The organism is Pseudoxanthomonas sp. X-1 (genome assembly GCF_020042665.1).
GTDB classification, from domain to species: Bacteria; Pseudomonadota; Gammaproteobacteria; order Xanthomonadales; family Xanthomonadaceae; genus Pseudoxanthomonas_A; species Pseudoxanthomonas_A spadix_A.
This window is the reverse complement of the sequence record NZ_CP083376.1, coordinates 88,210-104,996: the sequence shown is the minus strand read 5'-3', so window position 1 is coordinate 104,996 and position 16,787 is coordinate 88,210. Positions and strand designations below refer to the sequence as shown.

Here is a 16,787-nt window from a genome sequence, read left to right as displayed (position 1 = left end):
CCTGCGTCCCGATCATAGCGCGGTTTTTTCGACGCAAGCGCGCGCGGGCCGGAGGGATTGATGTGCACGGATCGGCCTGGATTTCCCTCTTTGTTCCTGGAGTCGCGCCATCAACATCACCGTCAACAACAGCAAGCTGTTCACCCGCGGCCGCACGCCGGCGCTGGCGTGCCGCTACGACCAGCGCTTCAGCTACTGCCTGTATCTGCCGCAGACGCCGTACACCACCGCCTCGCGGATCGTGGTCGCCATGCACGGCAGCGAGCGCAGCCACCAGGACTACTGCGACGGCTTCGCCGAGCTGGCCGAGCGCTCCGGATCGGTCGTGCTGGCACCGCTGTTTCCGTGCGGCATCGGCGATCCGGACGACATGGACAACTACAAGTACATCCGCTACCACGACATCCGCTTCGACCTGGTGCTGCTGCGCATGGTCGAGGAGGTGCGCCAGCGCTACGGGCTGCAGCCGGCGCCGCTGCAGCTGTTCGGGTTCTCCGGCGGCGCGCACTTCGCGCACCGCTTCCTCTACCTGCATCCGCAGACGCTGGAGGCGGTGTCGATCTGCGCGCCCGGGCATCCCACGCCGCTGAACCTGCACGCGCCGTGCTGGCTGGGCGTGTCCGACCTGGAGCAGCAGTACGGGCAGGCGCTGGACCTGCCGGCGATCCGCCGGGTCGCCATCCACCTGGCCGTGGGCGAACTGGACAACGCCGAGCTGCCGCCACTCTCGCCGCGGGCCGCGCCGGGCGTGCCGACCCTGCAGCATGGCGCGGGCCAGACCCGGATCGAGCGCCTGCAGGCGCTGTCGGACAACTACCGCAGCTGCGGCATCGCGCACCAGTTCGAACGGGTGCCCGGCGCCGGCCACCAGCGCGCGCCGCTGCAGGCCGCCGCGGCGCGCTTCTTCCTGAAGCAGCGGGGGCTGGGCGATGAATGAGCCGCCGACCAATCGCCTGGCCCGGCGCCTGCGCGCGGGCGCGGTCTCGCGCGGGGCGTGGCTGTTCACACCCAGCGCGGACGTCGCCGAGATCCTGGCCGGCTTCGCGCTGGACGCGCTGATCCTCGACCTGGAACACACGCCATCCAGCCTGGAGGCCGCGCTGGCCCAGCTGCGCGCCATCGGCGCGCATGGTCCGACGCCGCTGGCGCGGGTGGACGCGGCCGACAGCCGGCAGATCAAGCCGCTGCTGGACGCCGGCGCGCAGGGCATCCTCGCCCCCAACGTGGAGTCGGCCGAACAGGCCGCGCAGCTGGTCGCGCACTGCCGCTACCCGCCCGCCGGCCGGCGCGGCCTGCACTACACGGTCTCGCGGGCGGCAGGCTGGGGCGCGCACGCGCAGGCCTACGCCGGACAGGCCGAGGCCAACACCCTGGTGGTGGCGATGATCGAGTCGGCGCGCGGCGTGGCCGCCATCCCCGAACTGGCCCAGGTGCCGGGCCTGGACATGCTGTTCTTCGGCCCGCTGGACCTGTCGGCCAGCATCGGCCTGCCCGGCCGCTACGACGCGCCGGAGTTCCTCGAACTCTGGCACGAGGGCGAGCGCCGCTGCCGCGAGGCCGGGCTGGCGCTGGGCGGCACCGTCCTGCCCGGCCAAGGCGCCGCGCGCCTGGCCGCGCGCGGCTACGGCCTGGTCACCCTCGGCGCGGACGTCGGCTTCCTGCGCGCCGGCGTGACCCATGCGCTGGAGGATCCGGCGCACCAGCTGGCAGCCGCAGATCACGCGGAGGCCGAGGCATGAGCACCCTGCCCCGCTACCGCCTCGGCGAGTTCCCCGAGCCCCTCGACGCGCCCCTGCGCACCGCCCTGGCCCAAGTGGAAACCTCCACCGTCGGCCATGGCGTCCCGTGGGGCCTGATGTGCCGCGACCTGCGCCCGGTCGCACCCGGCCTGCGCCTGGTGGGCACGGCGGTCACCCTGGCCATCCCCGGCGCCGACTCCACCCTGCTGCACCACGCCTTGAGCCTGCTGCGCCCGGGCGATGCGCTAGTGATCGACCGCCTCGGCGACCGCGCCCATGCCTGCCTGGGCGGCATCGTCGCCGCGGCCATCCAGCAGGCCGGCGCGGCCGGCGTGATCATCGACGGGCCCTGCACCGACCTGGAGCAGCTGCAGGCCTGCGGCCTGCCGGTGTGGTGCCGCGGCACCTCGCCGGTCACCACCCGCCTGCTGGACTGGGGCGGTCGCCTCAACCACCCGGTGAGCTGCGGCGGCGTGGTGGTCCAGCCCGGCGATGCGGTGGTGGCCGATGCCGACGGCGTGCTGGTCCTGCCGCGCCAGGAGGCCGAGGAGATCGCGCGCGCCGCGCTGGCCCTGCAGGCGCGGGCCGATACCCTGCTCGAGGCGGTGCGCGCGGGCCAGGCGCTGGGGCAGCACAGCGGCGCCAGCGCCCTGGTCCTGGCCAGCGCCGGACCCGCGCGGTGAGTTACCGGCACGTCATCGACGGCACGGCCTGGGAGTTCGGCGATCTGCGCACGCTGCTGGCCAAGGCCAGCCCGCTGCGATCGGGAGACCAGTTGGCGGGGCTGGCGGCCGACTCGGAACTCGAGCGCATGGCCGCGCGCCTGTGCCTGGCCGAGGTGCCGCTGCGGCGTTTCCTGCACGAGGCGCTGATCCCCTACGAGCAGGACGAGGTGACGCGGCTGATCCTGGACACGCACGATGCGGTCGCCTTCGCGCCGGTGGCGCACCTGACCGTGGGCGAGCTGCGCGACTGGCTGCTGTCCGAGCACGCCACCGGCGCGGCGCTGGCGCGGCTGGCGCCGGGCCTGACGCCGGAGATGGCGGCCGCGGTCAGCAAGCTGATGCGCAACCAGGACCTGGTCCTGGTCGCCAGCCGCTGTGAGGTGGTCACGCGCTTCCGCAATACCCTCGGCCTGCCCGGCACCCTGTCGGTGCGGCTGCAGCCCAACCATCCCACCGATGACCTGCGCGGGATCGCCGCCAGCATCGTCGACGGCCTGCTGTACGGCGCCGGCGATGCGGTCATCGGCATCAACCCGGTCAGCGACGACCTGGCCGGCCTGGCCGCGCAGGTGCGCATGCTCGACGACATCATCGGCGGGCTGGAGATCCCCACGCAGAGCTGCGTGCTGACGCACATCACCAACAGCCTGCGCATGATCGAGCGCGGCGCGCCGGTGGATCTGGTGTTCCAGTCCATCGCCGGCACGCAGGCGGCCAACGCCAGCTTCGGCATCGACCTGGCGCTGCTGCAGGAGGGCTACGACGCCGCGCGCGCGCTGGGCCGCGGCAGCGTGGGCCAGAACGCCATGTAGTTCGAGACCGGCCAGGGCAGCGCGCTGTCGGCCGGCGCCCACTTTGGGGTGGACCAGCAGACCTGCGAGGCCCGCGCCTACGCGGTGGCGCGCCGCTTCCAGCCGCTGCTGGTCAACACGGTGGTGGGCTTCATCGGCCCGGAGTACCTGCTGGACGGCAAGCAGATCATCCGCGCCGGGCTGGAGGACCACTTCTGCGGCAAGCTGCTCGGGCTGCCAATGGGCTGCGACGTCTGCTACACCAACCATGCGCAGGCCGACGCCGACGACATGGACACGCTGATGACCCTGCTGGCCGCCGCCGGCCTGACCTTCATGATGGGCGTGCCCGGCGGCGACGACATCATGCTGATGTACCAGAGCAGCTCGTTCCACGACGCGCTGTACCTGCGACGGCTGCTGGGACTGCGGCGCGCGCCAGAGTTCGAACGCTGGCTGCAGCGCGCCCGCCTGGTGGACGCCGATGGCGCGCTGCTGCCGCAGGGACCGCAGCCGGAGATGATGCAGCGCCTGCTCGCACGCCTGCCGGCGCAGGCCGCGCCATGAGCGAAGACACCGGACTCGAACGCGTTTCCGCGCCGGACCCCTGGCGCGCGCTGCGCGACCACACCCCGGCCAGGATCGGCCTGGGCCGCAGCGGCGCCAGCCTGCCCACGCGCGAGGTGCTGGCCGCCGGCGTGGCGCATGCGCGGGCGCGCGATGCGGTCCACGCCGCGGTGGACAGCGCGGCCCTGGGCGCGGCGCTGGCCCGGCTGGGCCTGGACGCGATCGAAGTGGACAGCGCCGCGCCCGATCGCGCGTGTTATCTGCGCCGCCCCGACCTCGGCCGGCAGCTGTCCGCCGAAAGCCGCCAGGCGCTGGCCCGGCATCCGCGGATGCCCCGCGAGGACGCGCTGCTGCTGGTGATCGCCGACGGCCTGTCGGCCACCGCCGTCGCGCGGCATGCGGTGGCGGTGTGCGCCCAGGTGCTGGCCCAGCGACCGCCCACGTGGTCGGTCGGCCCGGTGGTCATCGCGCGGCAGGCGCGCGTGGCCCTGGGCGATGCCTGCGGCGAACGGCTGGGCGCGCCGATGGTGGCGGTGCTGATCGGCGAGCGCCCGGGCCTGAGCACCTGCGACAGCCTGGGGATCTACCTGACCCACACCCCGGGCCCGGGCCTGACCGACGCCGACCGCAACTGCATCTCCAACATCCACGCCGCCGGGCTGTCGCCGGCCCAGGCCGCCGCCAAGCTGTGGTGGCTGATCGGCGCGGCCCAGCTGCTGGGCGCCACCGGCGTGGCGCTCAAGGACGAAAGCCAGGGCCTGCTGCCCGGCTGAGGGCCTGCGCCGGCAGGCCTCCCGCGACCTACTTGCGTGCGGACAGGTCGATCGCGCACACCGCCGCGCCATCGCGGCCACCCGAGAGCTCGCGGATCGGCGGCAGCTGCTGCGCCCGGGCGATGTCCAGCTTGCCGGCCGGGCAGTCGAAAGTCAGCGGGCCTGCGGCCTTGACCGGGGCGAAGCGCCAGGAGGTCGGCTCGATGTCGGCCGGCGTGATCGTGCCCTTGGCCCTGATCCAGGCCGCCAGGATCTCGCGGCTGCCGTCGGGCGCGGCCAGCACGACGTTGCGCCCATCCAGGCCCGGGAAGCCGCCACCGCCGCTGGCGCGGTAGTTGTTGGTGACCACCACGAACGGCTGCCCGGGATCGATCGGCTTGCCGCCGTAGGTCAGCGACGTGATGCGCTGACCCACCGGCCTGGTCACGTCGATCACGTAGTGCACGCCGCCCTGCAGCTGATCGACGTTGTAGGGCACGTAGCGGGTATTGATCAGCGCCTGCGCGCCGGGCTTGCCCGGATCGATGGTGTTGTAGCGCTCGGCGGAGGTCTCCAGCCAGGCCTTGACCCCGGCGCCGTCGGTCTTCACCGCCGTCAGCGTGTTCGGATAGAAGTACAGGTCGGCGGCGCTGCGCAGGGTCAGCGTGCCGGCGGGCACATCGGTGTAGTCGTCCGCGCCGCCGAAACCGGTACGGAACGGCGCGGCCGCCGACAGCACGGGCACATCCTTCAGCTCCGGATGCTCCAGCGGCAGCGTGCGCAGCACGTAGTCGCGCTGGGCGGCGTTGACCACGGCCAGTGCGGTGCTGTTGCCGACATCGGCGAAGTAGCTGGAGAAGTGCACCGTGCTGGTGCCGATGGGCGTGTTGACGTAGGCCTGCGCGGCCGCGTGCGCGCGCGCCACCAGCGGCGCGATGGCCGGATCGACCGGCACGCAGTCGGTCTTGGAGGCGCAGATCGGGCGCACCTCGCTGTGGGTGCCGGCCGGGTCGATCGCCCAGGCCCCGTCGCGGCGCACCAGCTTCAGGTCGATCACGCCCAGGTCCTTGCCGTAGAAGCCACCCATCACCGCCGGCTTGCCGCGCACGAAGCCGCGCGTGGCGTCGGTCTGCGGCAGGTCCTTGTAGCGCGGCCCCGGGAACTCGGTGTGCGAATGCCCCAGCAGCAGCACGTCGATGCCGGGCACGCCGGCCAGGTGCCAGCCGCCGTTCTCCATGTCCGGCGTGTACGGCGCGGCGTTGAGCCCGCCGTGCAGGATGCCGACCACCAGGTCCGGATGCTGGGCCTGGATCTGCGGCAGGTAGCGCTGCGCGGCCTCGACCACGCCGGTCACGGTGACCTTGCCCTCCAGGTTCTGCTTGTCCCAGTCCAGGATCGGCGGCGGGGTGAAGCCGATGATGGCCACCCGCAGCGGCACCCTCACCGGCTTGCCGTCGGCGCCGGTGACGGCGATGTCCTTGGTCACGATGGTCCAGGGCCGGAAGATCGGCTGGCCGTCGCGCGCGCTGAACACGTTGGACAGCACCAGCGGGAACCCGGGCCCCTTGCACTTGGCCTTGGCGCCGCCGTCGACGTTCATCGGCGTGCCGGTGACCTGCGACAGGAAGCCCAGGCCGTAGTTGAACTCGTGATTGCCGGCGGTGCCGCCGTCGTAGCCCATCGCGTCGAAGGCCTGGTAGATGCCCAGCTCCTCCTCGCAGCCGACCGGCTGCACCTTGGCTTGGAAATCGGCCAGCACCGAGCCCTGGATGGTGTCGCCGCTGTCGAACAGGAAGGTGTTGGGGAACTCCGCCCGCGCGCGGCGGATCAGCGTGGCGACGCGCTCGTAGCCGAGCGTGGGGTCTTCCTTCTGCTTGTAGTAGTCGTAGCTGAGGATGTTGGAGTGGACATCGGTGGTCTCCAGGATCGCCACCTGCGCGGTGGCGCCATCGGCCAGCGGCGCGCGCGCGGCGGGCGTGGAGGCGCAGCCGGCCAGCGCGGCCAGGAGGGAACAGGACAGCACGGCGGGCAGACGCTTGGGGATCACGGACATCACGCGAAAGTGGAACGGGCGGCGGGCGAAAGTAGCAGATCGCCTAGACGCGATTTTGTCAGGGCCGGCCCGCGCCATACGCCGGCGCACGTGGCCGTGGCGCGATGCGGGGCTTAAGATGCCGCGCGCAACATCCTTCTCCAGAGGCATCGTCTTGATCATCCATCCCAAGGTCCGCGGCTTCATCTGCACCACCACCCATCCGCTGGGCTGCGAGCTCAACGTGCGCGACCAGATCGCCGCCACGCGCGCGCGCGGCGTGCGCGAGGACGGCCCGAAGAAGGTGCTGGTGATCGGCGCCTCCAGCGGCTACGGCCTGGCCGCGCGCATCACCGCGGCGTTCGGCTTCGGCGCCGACACGCTGGGCGTGTTCTTCGAGAAGCCCGGCAGCGACAAGAAGGCCGGCACCGCGGGCTGGTACAACGCGGCCGCGTTCGACAAGTTCGCCAAGCAGGCCGGGCTGTACGCGCGCTCGATCAACGGCGATGCGTTCTCCGACGAGGCGCGCGCCAAGGTCATCGAGCTGATCAAGACCGAGATGGGCGGCCAGGTGGACCTGGTGGTGTATTCGCTGGCCTCGCCGGTGCGCAAGCTGCCGTCCACCGGCGAGCTCAAGCGCTCGGCGCTCAAGCCGATCGGCGCGCCCTACACCTCCACCGCCATCGACACCAACAAGGACACCATCACCACCGCCAGCATCGAGCCGGCCACCGAGGAGGAGATCGCCGACACGGTCACCGTCATGGGCGGCCAGGACTGGGAGCTGTGGATCGATGCGCTGGCCCAGGCCGGCGTGCTGGCGCCGACGGCCAGGACGGTGGCCTTCAGCTACATCGGCACCGACATCACCTGGCCGATCTACTGGCACGGCGCGCTGGGCAAGGCCAAGGCCGACCTGGACGCGACCGCGCAGCGCCTCAACGCCAGGCTCGCCGCCACCGGCGGCGGCGCCAACGTGGCCGTGCTCAAGTCGGTGGTGACCCAGGCCAGCTCGGCCATCCCGGTGATGCCGCTGTACATCTCCATCGTCTTCAAGGTGATGAAGGCGCTGGGTCTGCACGAGGGCACCATCGAGCAGCTGGACCGGCTGTTCCGCGAGCGCATGTACCGCGCCGATGGCGCCGCGCCCGAGCTGGACGACGAACAGCGCCTGCGCCTGGACGACTGGGAGCTCAAGCCCGAGGTGCAGACCGCGGCCAAGGCGATCTGGCCGCAGGTCACCAGCGAGAACCTGTTCGAGCTGACCGACTACGCCAACTACAAGCGCGAGTTCCTCAAGCTGTTCGGCTTCGAGCGCGACGACGTGGACTACGACGCCGACGTGGATCCAGACGTGAAGTTCGATGTGATCGAGCTCTGAGGCGCTTCGAGCAGGAACGCGCAGGGAGGCACGCGGGAAGCGCCTCCCTCGCCCCTGCTACCGTCGTTCCCGCGAACGCGGGAAGTGCTTTTCGGCAGGCGCATGTCTGACCATCCAGCGCCTCGGGCTTCACCGCGCGAAAGTCCCTGGGTTTCCGCGTTCGCGGGAACGACGGCAGGGGTTCACCGCGGGCTTCCGCCCGTTTCCCGTTCCTCGCCTCGCTTCCCTCGTTCCCGCCCCTTGTTTCTCACGGAACATTTCCCCGTGCGGAGTATGTTCGCCGTTTCCGCTCCTCCCCCTGCCTTCCCCGCTTCCGCCACGATGAATCCAGCCTCGCCCCCCCACGGCGCACCCGCGGTGATCCGTGTCACCGCCGGCAATTTCCTGGAGATGTACGACTTCATGGTCTACGGCTTCTACGCCACGACCATCGGTCACACCTTCTTCCCTTCGCAGAACGCCTTCGCCTCGCTGATGCTGTCGCTGGCGACCTTCGGCGCGGGCTTCCTGATGCGTCCGCTGGGCGCGCTGGTGCTGGGCGCCTACATCGACCGCCACGGCCGCCGCAAAGGCCTGCTGCTGACGCTGGGGCTGATGTCGCTGGGCGTGCTGCTGATCGCCTTCGTGCCCGGCTACGCCACGCTGGGCGTGCTGGCGCCGCTGCTGGTGCTGCTCGGCCGGCTGCTGCAGGGCTTCTCGGCCGGCGCGGAGCTGGGCGGCGTGTCGGTCTACCTGTCCGAGATCGCCACGCCCGGCCATCGCGGCTTCTACGTGGCCTGGCAGTCGGCCAGCCAGCAGGCGGCGGTGGTATTCGCCGGTGCGCTGGGCGTGGCCCTGCACGCATGGCTGGCGCCGGCGCAGATGGATGCCTGGGGCTGGCGCATCCCGTTCTTCATCGGCTGCCTGATCGTGCCGGTGATCTTCTTCATCCGGCGCTCGATGGAGGAGAGCCCGGAGTTCGCCGCGCGCAGCGAGCGCCCGGACGGACGCGCGGTGCTGCGCTCGCTGCGGCAGAACACCGGCGTGGTGCTGGCCGGCGTCGGCATGGTGATGATGACCACGGTGTCCTTCTACCTGATCACCGCCTACATGCCGACCTATGGCCGCGACGCGCTGCAGCTGTCGGACCTGGACAGCCTGCTGGTGACCTGCTGCATCGGCCTGTCCAACTTCGTGTGGCTGCCGGTGTTCGGCGCGCTGAGCGACCGCGTCGGCCGCCGCCCGCTGCTGGTGGCCGCGTCGCTGGCCACCCTGCTCACCGCCTGGCCGCTGCTGCACTGGCTGGTGGCCTCGCCCTCGTTCCTGCGGCTGCTGCTGGCCGGCGAATGGCTCTCGCTGCTCTATGGCGCCTACAACGGCGCGATGGTGGTGGCGCTGACCGAGGTGATGCCCGCCTCGGTGCGCACCACCGGCTTCTCGCTGGCCTACAGCCTGGCCACGGCGACCATGGGCGGCTTCACCCCGGCGGTCTCGACCTGGCTGATCCATGCCACCGGCAGCAAGGCGGCCCCGGCGCTGTGGCTGTCGCTGGCCGCGCTGATCGGCCTGGCGGCGACGCTGGTGCTGTTCCGCCGCGCGCGGCTGCAGGTCGGCGCGCCGACGCCTTCTTGAGGCAGAAAAGCGAGGAGAGGAACGAACCTGAGCGAAAGCCGTGACGGCCGACGCCCCGCGCTGACTCGTTCCTCTTTCTACGGACTCGCTCCCAGGTCCCTCTAGCTGCGCTGCATGCCCCAGCGCCGTACCGTCAGCCGCTCCAGGCCGCTGAACACCACCACCTCCACCAGCAGCCCCAGCACGATCACCATCGCCAGGCCGGCGAACACCTTGTCGGTGTAGAGCTCGTTGCGGTTCTGGAAGATGTACCAGCCCAGCCCGCCCTGGCCGGAGGTGGCGCCGAACACCAGCTCGGCGGCGATCAGGGTGCGCCAGGCAAACGCCCAGGCGATCTTCAGCCCGGACAGGATCGAGGGCAGCGCGGCCGGCACCAGCAGCTGCACGACGTAGCGCGGCCCGCGCAGGCCCAGGTTGCGCCCGGCCATGCGCAGGGTCTGCGGCACCGCCTCGAACCCGGCGAAGGTGCTCAGCGCCAGCGGCCACAGCACCGAGTGCACAAGCACGAACACCAGGCTGCCGGTGCCCAGCCCGAACCACAGCAGCGCCAGCGGCAGCAGGGCGATGGCCGGCAGCGGGTTGAACATCGCCACCAGCGTGCCCAGCACGTCGCGGCCGACGCGCGTGGACGCCGCCAGCGCGGTCAGCGCGAACGCGCCAAGCACGCCCAGCGCATAGCCCTGCGCCAGCACCCACAGCGAGGCGGCCACGCGGCGCGGCAGTTCGCCGGAGATCAACCCGTCGTAAAGGGCGCGCGCGGTCTGCAGGAAGCTCGGCAGCAGCAGATCGTTGCCGACCAGGCGCGCGGCGATCTCCCAGGCCACGGCCAGCACCACCAGCACCAGCGCGCGGCGCAGGCCGTCCGGCCAGGGCCGGCGCCGCGTCTGCGGGATGGCGCGCGCGGCCTCGACCGGCACCACGCTGCGCGTGTACTCCGGCCGCACCGGCGGCTGCCGGCGCAACGGCGTGGCGACCGCGCTCATGCCTGCGCCTCGGCGCGCGTGCGCAGCGGCGTCGGCGCCGCATGCGGCGCCTCGAACAGCAGGTGGTGGATATGCGCGCTGGCCTGCTGGAAGGCGACGCTGGCGCCGCTGCCGGCATCGAACTGGTGGGCGTTGAGTTCGGCGCGCACCTGGCCCGGATGCGGCGAGAGCAGCAGCACCCGGCTGCCGACCACCAGCGCCTCGTCGATGGAATGGGTGACGAACAGCAGGGTGAAGCGCACCTGCTCCCACAGCTCCAGCAGCTGGGCCTGCATGCGCTGGCGGGTCAGCGCGTCCAGCGCGGCGAAGGGCTCGTCCATCAGCAGCACGCGCGGCTGCATCGCCAGCGCGCGGGCGATGGCCACGCGCTGCTTCATGCCGCCGGACAGGGTGTGCGGATAGGCGTCGGCGAAGGCGGTCAGGCCGACCTTCTCCAGCGCGTCGGCGGCGCGGTCGCGCGCCTCGGCGCGGCCCAGCCGGCGCGCGACGCGCAGGCCGAACTCCACGTTCTGGCGCACCGTCTTCCACGGCGCCAGCTGGTCGAACTCCTGGAACACCACGCCGCGATCCGGTCCCGGCGCGGCCACCGGCGCGCCATCCAGCCGGATCTGGCCCTCGCTCGGTGTCAGGAACCCGGCCACCGCCTTGAGCAGGGTCGACTTGCCGCAGCCCGACGGACCCAGCAGCACGAACCGGTCGGCCTCGTGCACGTCGAAACTCACCCGATGGGTGGCGCGCACCACGCGCCCGGCCTCGGCGTACTCCAGGCTGACGTGGTCCACCTGCAGCATCGGCTGCGGCAGCGGGTGCACGTTCATCGGCCTAGCTCCCGCCCGCGATCAGCGGGTCGTCGAAGAAGTAATCGCCCACCGCGCCCGGCGCCTGCTTGATCGCGCCGACCTGCTGCATGAAGCGTCCCAGCCCCAGCGTGTTCTGCGGCGCGATGGTGAACTGCACCTGCGGATCGCGCAGCACGGCCAGCACCTGCTCGCGCTCGCTGCCCGGATTGCGCTGCACATAGACCTCGGCGGCCTCCTCGGGATGGGCGACGATGAACTTGGCCGCCTGGTCCAGCCCGGCCAGGAAGGCGTGGTACAGCGCGGGATTGTCCTTGCGGAACTTCGCCGTGGCGTACAGCACCGTGGCCGAGGACGGCCCGCCGAGCACCTGGTAGGAATCCAGGATCACGTGCGCGGCGGGGTTGCGCGCCAGCTCCTGCTGCTGGAACGGCGGGGTGGAGAAATGCGCGGTGATCTCGCTGCCGCCGGAGATGATCGCTGCCGCCGCGTCCGGATGCGGCAGCGCGACCTGCTGCGCGTCCAGCTTCAGCGCCTGCGCCTGGCCCCAGCGCTGGGCCGAGGCGTACTGCAGGATGCGCGCCTGCACCGACACGCCCACCGCCGGCACGGCGATGCGATCGCTTGGGCGTAGATCGTCGATGCTGCGCACCGACGGCGCGTTGCTGATCAGCTGGTAGGGGAAGTTGCCCAGCGAGGCCACGCCGCGCACGTCCTGGCGGCCGCGGGTGCGGTCCCACAGGGTGAACAGCGGTCCGGTGCCGGCGCCGGCCACGTCGATGGCGCCGCTGAGCAGCGCGTCGTTGATCGCCGCACCGCCGGACAGCTGCCGGCTTTCCACCTTGACGGCCAGGCCCTGGGCCTTGGCCTGCTCGACGATGAAACCCTTGGCATCGGCCACGTCCAGCAACAGGTAGACGATGCCGAACTGCTTGCCGATGCGCAGCGTGGCCTGCTGCGGCGCCGCGCCCGCCGGCGCCTCGCCCTGGCCGGCGTTGCCGCAGGCCACCAGCAGCGCGGCGCACAGCAGCAGCGCCGTCGCGGACAGGAGGCGGCGCGGCAACGCGCGGGTCGATGCGGAACGTGGGGGCATTGGACAGGCTCGGGATTGGGGATTGGGGATTCGGGATTGGGCGCGCCGCTTCAGAAGGGCGCGTCGCCCTCGATGGTGGTGCGGTAGAGCAGGCGGCGTTCGCTGTCGGGCGTACCGGCGGCCAGGTGCATCACCGAGCGGTTGTCCCAGAACACCAGGTCGTGCGGCCGCCAGCGATGGCGGTACACCAGCGAGGCGCGCGTGCTCAGCGCGAACAGCTCGGCCAGCAGCGCATCGCTTTCGTCCTGCGGCAGGTCGACGATGCGGGTGGTGAAGTGCTCGCTGACGAACAGCGCGCGGCGGCCGGTCTCCGGATGGGTGCGCACCACCGGATGCCGCACCGGCACGACCTCGTCGATCTGTTCCTGGGTCAGCGCCGGGCGATAGGGATTGCGCGCACGCAGCTCATCGTACTTGGCCAGGTAGCTGTGTTCGGCGACGCGGCCATCGATCGCGCGGCGCAGCTCGGCCGGCAGGGTGTCGAAGGCCAGGTGCTGGTTGGCGAACAGGGTATCGCCGCCCTCGCGCGGCAGCTCCTGCGCGTGCAGCAACGAGCCCAGGCTGGGCCGCTCCTTGTAGGACAGGTCCGAATGCCAGTAGTGGCCGGCATCGCCCAGCCCGATCGGCTTGCCGTCCTGCTTGATGTTGGACACCACCAGCACTTCCGGATGCCCGGCCAGCTGGAAGTTGCGCAGCACGTGGATCTGCAGCGGCCCGAAGCGGCGGCTGAAGTCCACCTGCTGGGCGGGCGTGATGCGCGCATCGCGGAACACCAGCACATGGTGGTCCAGGTGCGCGCGGTGGATGCGCGCGAAGGTCGCCGCGCTCAGCGGGCGCGACAGATCCAGGCCCCACACCTCCGCGCCCAGCGGCGCATCGAAGGGGACGATCTCCACCGCATCGGCGGCGGAACGGGACACAGCGTGGGCAGCGACGGCCATGGGCGGCTCCGGGGAGAACAGCGTCCAACGGCGCCGTGCGCCGCCGGACCTGCCACCCTAGGCAGTGCCAGGCAGGGACTGAAATAGCCATCGGGCATGTCGAATGCCGTCGACGGCATATGCGGGGCGGGGCGGCTCAGCCGGAGAACGAACCCTGCCCGCCGGGCGCCCACGCCGGCAGCGTGCGGCCACGGGCCACCTTGAGGATGCGGCCCCAGATGCGCGCGAACAACTCGGTCAGCTGCTGGGCGTCCATGCCATGGGGATGGCCGCGCGAGCCGGCCTCGTAATGCGTCAGCGCCTCGATCAGCGAGGCGCGCGGATAGCGCACATACAGCGTGTAAACCAGTTCGATCAGCGGCCAGCAGCGTTGGATGTCGTCGCCGGCCTTGGCGCACGGCAGGTCCATGAACCGCGTCCGCCAGTACTCCCGCTCGACTTCGAGGTCCAGCCAGTCGGGCCAATCGCGGCGGCTTGGGTCGTGATCCATGCCTTCGACGTTACCCGGGGGCCGGGAAGCTGGCGTGACGGCCATCCCACCCTCCTGACAGAGGGACGTGCTGCGTCGCGCCAGCCGGCGGTGCGGTCCTGCGGCACCATGCGTGTCCCTCACGCGCGCCGGGAGCGCCATGTTCCGTCCCCTGTTCCTGCTGGCGTGCACGCTGTGCGCCAGCGCCGCGCTGGCGCAGCAGCCCCCGGCGCGCACCTGGGCCAACCCGGTCGACCTGGACTACCGCTACAACTTCGAGCAGCTCAACGAGGGCGTCAGCTACCGCACCGGCGCGGACCCTGCGATCGTGCGCCACGGCGATGCCTGGTACCTGTTCCTGACCATCGCCGATGGCTACTGGCGCTCCACCGATCTGCTGCGCTGGACGTTCATCCGGCCCAGCCGCTGGCCGTTCGAGGCGCTGGTCGCGCCGGCGGCCGTGTCCGACGGCCAGCGGCTGGTGCTGATGCAGTCCGCCTTCGCTCCGCGCGCGGTGCTGGAGAGCGCCGATCCGGCCAGCGGCCGGCTGGACTTCCTCACCCGCCTGCTGCCCGAACTGCCCGATGCGGTGAAGGAGAACTGGGACAGCCACGTGCCGCCGGGCATGATTCCGTCCGGGCCGTGGGACCCGGACCTGTTCATCGACGATGACGGCCAGTGGTACCTGTACTGGGGCAGTTCGGACGTGTTCCCGCTGTACGGCATGCCGCTGGACCGCACCGCGCGCGGCCTGGCCTATCGCGGCCATCCCAGGGCGCTGCTGGCGCTGGACCCGGCGCGGCACGGCTGGGAGCGCTTCGGCCAGGACCATCGCGGCGCGGTGTTTCCCGACGGCCGGCCGGTGGGCAACTACCTTGAAGGCGCGTGGATGACCAAGCACGCCGGCCGCTACTACCTGCAGTACGCGGCGCCGGGCACCGAGCACAACAGCTACGCCACCGGCACCTATGTGGGCGACGGGCCGCTGGGGCCGTTCGCCTACGCCGCCTACAACCCGGTCGCCTACAAGCCAGGCGGCTTCGTGCAGGGCGCAGGCCACGGCTCGACCTTCCAGGATGGGCACGGCAACTGGTTCAACAGCGGCACGCCGTGGATCGGGGCCAACTGGACCTTCGAGCGGCGCATCGCCCTGTTCCCGGCCGGGTTCTATCCCGACGGCCAGATGCGCGTGTCCACGCGCTTCGGCGACTTCCCGCACTGGATGCCGGATGGCCCGGTCGAAGACCCGGAGGCGCTGTTCACCGGCTGGATGCTGCTGTCCTACCGCAAGCAGGCCACGGCCTCGTCCGACGACGGCACCCATCGCGCGGCCAATGTCACCGACGAGGATCCGCGCACGTTCTGGGTGGCCGCCTCGGCCGCGCCGGGCCAGACGCTGTGCGTGGATCTGGGCGGGGCGCGCACGGTGCGCGCGGTGCAGGTCGACTTCGCCGACTTCCAGTCCGGGGTGTTCGGCGACGGGCCGGAGGTCTACACCAGCTTCCGGCTGCAGCACTCGCGCGATGGCCGCCACTGGACGCCGCTGGCCGAGGTCGGCGACGACCCGGCCACGCGCCGCGACCGCCCCAATGCCTATCTGCCGCTGCCTGCGCCGGTGCGCACGCGCTACATCCGCTATGTACACGGCCATGTCGGCGCGCAGCACCTGGCGATCAGCGACCTGCGCGTGTTCGGCAATGCCGACGGCCCGGCACCGCCCGCGCCCACCGGGCTGCGCGCCACGCGCGCGGACGATCGCCGCAACGCGGCCGTCCGCTGGGACCCGGTCCCCGGCGCGGTCGGCTACAACGTGCGCTGGGGCCTGCGCGCGGACCGGCTGACCTTGACCTACCAGGTGTTCGCCGACCGCGGCACCACGCTGGAGCTGCGCGCGCTGAACACCGACCCGGCCTATGTGGTGTCGGTGGAGGCCTTCGACGAACGCGGCGTCTCGCCGCTGGCCGCGCCGGTGGCGCTGCCCTAGCCGCGGCGCGCAGGCAAAAAAAAGGCCGGGGGGAACCGGCCAGAAGGAGAATGCCACCGGCCCTGCGTGCGACTTGCTCAGGGTCGCGCCCATGGTCCTTGCGAGCGGCGTTCCTTGGCCGTTGCGAGGGCTGCTGCCGGGGCGACGCCAGCATCGCGCCATCGCCCGCTCCGATCCGTCGGGCGATATCCCGCTGTCGGGTAGGAAAAGTCCGAATGCGCATCGCGTCGCGACTGGTCACGGTCCTGCCACCCGGCACAGGACGAGCACGACCACCGCGTGAGGCGCGGCTGACGTGGGTCTCTCTTGGACATCCCATCGGTGGCACGCGGATGGCCGTAGCGGGCGCGCAACCCGCCGCTGTTCGGGAAGCCGCCATGGCGGCGATGGGCGCTACCGGGAAGACTTCATGGCCGCATGGCGTCTCCCACGGCCGCGCAGGCGGCGAAGCGGCAGCTGCGCCGGGAAGCCGGCGTGCGCCCTCGCTGCTTCAGGCCGCGGACGACCAGCGGCCAGGCAGGCCGCCCGATGGCGCCGGCGCACGCGGCGTGCCGCGGCCCCCGCGCATGCAGCTCCAGCGCGGGCGGCCGTGGCCCACCAGGATGGTGTCGGTGGCGATTTCGAAGGCCTCGGTCTGGGCGACGCTGAAGTTGCGCGTGAGGTCTTCGTAGACCTCAGCAAACGCGCTCCACCAGTCCTGCCCTTCGGGCGCCTGCTCGGTGTGCGTGGCCACGTACTCGGCCACCAGATCGATGGCCTGGCGCACTTCCTGGTCGCTCACGCCCCGGCGGAAGATGCGCTCCTCGATGTCGCGGGCCGCGGCCGACAGAGGCTGTTGTCTTACTGCGTTCATGCGATGCGCTGCCTGGCGGCGGGTCAAAACCGGGCGGCATGGTGGGCACAGCGATGTTTACGAGGGGTG

Annotated in this window: 13 protein-coding genes and 2 pseudogenes; 8 read left to right on the top strand and 7 right to left on the bottom strand. The window is 71.6% G+C overall.

Going from position 1 to position 16,787, the window contains the following annotated elements; genetic code table 11:
* Positions 1–250: 250 nt before the first annotated feature.
* From LAJ50_RS00455 to eutC, 5 genes and pseudogenes are all read left to right on the top strand, one after another.
* A complete protein-coding gene (locus LAJ50_RS00455; protein ID WP_224096419.1) occupies positions 251–937 on the top strand; it encodes a hypothetical protein in 687 nt (228 codons plus the stop codon).
* Positions 930–1,739, top strand: coding sequence for an aldolase/citrate lyase family protein (locus LAJ50_RS00450; RefSeq protein WP_138653924.1), 810 nt, complete (start codon positions 930–932; stop codon positions 1,737–1,739). The genes LAJ50_RS00455 and LAJ50_RS00450 overlap by 8 nt, the downstream gene beginning before the upstream one ends.
* Positions 1,736–2,422 carry an RraA family protein gene (locus LAJ50_RS00445; RefSeq protein WP_138653922.1) on the top strand — a complete coding sequence of 229 codons (687 nt, stop codon included), beginning with the start codon at positions 1,736–1,738 and terminating at the stop codon, positions 2,420–2,422. The genes LAJ50_RS00450 and LAJ50_RS00445 overlap by 4 nt, the downstream gene beginning before the upstream one ends.
* A pseudogene (locus LAJ50_RS00440) lies at positions 2,419–3,822 on the top strand (ethanolamine ammonia-lyase subunit EutB). Before LAJ50_RS00445 ends, LAJ50_RS00440 begins: the two are co-directional and overlap by 4 nt.
* Positions 3,819–4,595, top strand: coding sequence for an ethanolamine ammonia-lyase subunit EutC (gene eutC / locus LAJ50_RS00435; RefSeq protein ID WP_130551339.1), 777 nt, complete (start codon positions 3,819–3,821; stop codon positions 4,593–4,595). The pseudogene LAJ50_RS00440 and the gene eutC overlap by 4 nt, the downstream one beginning before the upstream one ends.
* Before the next feature lie 28 nt (positions 4,596–4,623).
* Here the strand turns inward: eutC and LAJ50_RS00430 are convergent, their stop codons facing one another.
* A complete protein-coding gene (locus LAJ50_RS00430) occupies positions 4,624–6,627 on the bottom strand; it encodes a bifunctional 2',3'-cyclic-nucleotide 2'-phosphodiesterase/3'-nucleotidase (RefSeq protein WP_138653920.1) in 2,004 nt (667 codons plus the stop codon).
* A 154-nt stretch (positions 6,628–6,781) separates the two neighbouring features.
* Between LAJ50_RS00430 and fabV the strand changes: the two genes are divergently transcribed.
* Both fabV and LAJ50_RS00420 read left to right on the top strand, forming a co-directional pair.
* Positions 6,782–7,987, top strand: a complete 1,206-nt coding sequence (gene fabV / locus LAJ50_RS00425) for an enoyl-ACP reductase FabV (RefSeq protein ID WP_138653918.1) — start codon at positions 6,782–6,784, stop codon at positions 7,985–7,987.
* Positions 7,988–8,308: 321 nt separating this feature from the next.
* Entirely contained in the window at positions 8,309–9,598 is a 1,290-nt protein-coding gene (locus tag LAJ50_RS00420) for an MFS transporter (RefSeq protein ID WP_138653916.1), read from the top strand.
* Positions 9,599–9,699: 101 nt separating this feature from the next.
* Here LAJ50_RS00420 and LAJ50_RS00415 read toward each other — a convergent pair whose 3' ends face one another.
* The 5 genes and pseudogenes from LAJ50_RS00415 to LAJ50_RS00395 all read right to left on the bottom strand — a co-directional run bounded on the left by LAJ50_RS00415 (position 9,700) and on the right by LAJ50_RS00395 (position 13,902).
* Positions 9,700–10,581, bottom strand: coding sequence for an ABC transporter permease subunit (locus LAJ50_RS00415; protein ID WP_138653914.1), 882 nt, complete (start codon positions 10,579–10,581; stop codon positions 9,700–9,702).
* A gap of 44 nt (positions 10,582–10,625) precedes the next feature.
* Positions 10,626–11,384: pseudogene (locus LAJ50_RS00410) on the bottom strand (ABC transporter ATP-binding protein); the annotation flags it as partial.
* Positions 11,385–11,403: 19 nt separating this feature from the next.
* Entirely contained in the window at positions 11,404–12,471 is a 1,068-nt protein-coding gene (locus tag LAJ50_RS00405) for an ABC transporter substrate-binding protein (protein ID WP_138653910.1), read from the bottom strand.
* 50 nt (positions 12,472–12,521) lie between these two features.
* Positions 12,522–13,412, bottom strand: coding sequence for a TauD/TfdA family dioxygenase (locus LAJ50_RS00400; protein WP_138653908.1), 891 nt, complete (start codon positions 13,410–13,412; stop codon positions 12,522–12,524).
* Positions 13,413–13,548: 136 nt separating this feature from the next.
* Positions 13,549–13,902 carry a hypothetical protein gene (locus LAJ50_RS00395; protein WP_138653906.1) on the bottom strand — a complete coding sequence of 118 codons (354 nt, stop codon included), beginning with the start codon at positions 13,900–13,902 and terminating at the stop codon, positions 13,549–13,551.
* Positions 13,903–14,041: 139 nt separating this feature from the next.
* Here LAJ50_RS00395 and LAJ50_RS00390 point away from each other — a divergent pair, with 139 nt between their 5' ends.
* A complete protein-coding gene (locus tag LAJ50_RS00390) occupies positions 14,042–15,865 on the top strand; it encodes a family 43 glycosylhydrolase (RefSeq protein WP_138653904.1) in 1,824 nt (607 codons plus the stop codon).
* Between the two features lie 490 nt (positions 15,866–16,355).
* On the opposite strand, the gene LAJ50_RS00385 is transcribed toward LAJ50_RS00390, so the two are convergent.
* Complete coding sequence (locus LAJ50_RS00385; RefSeq protein ID WP_130551349.1) at positions 16,356–16,718, bottom strand: hypothetical protein; 363 nt, start codon at positions 16,716–16,718, stop codon at positions 16,356–16,358.
* Positions 16,719–16,787 lie beyond the last annotated feature (69 nt).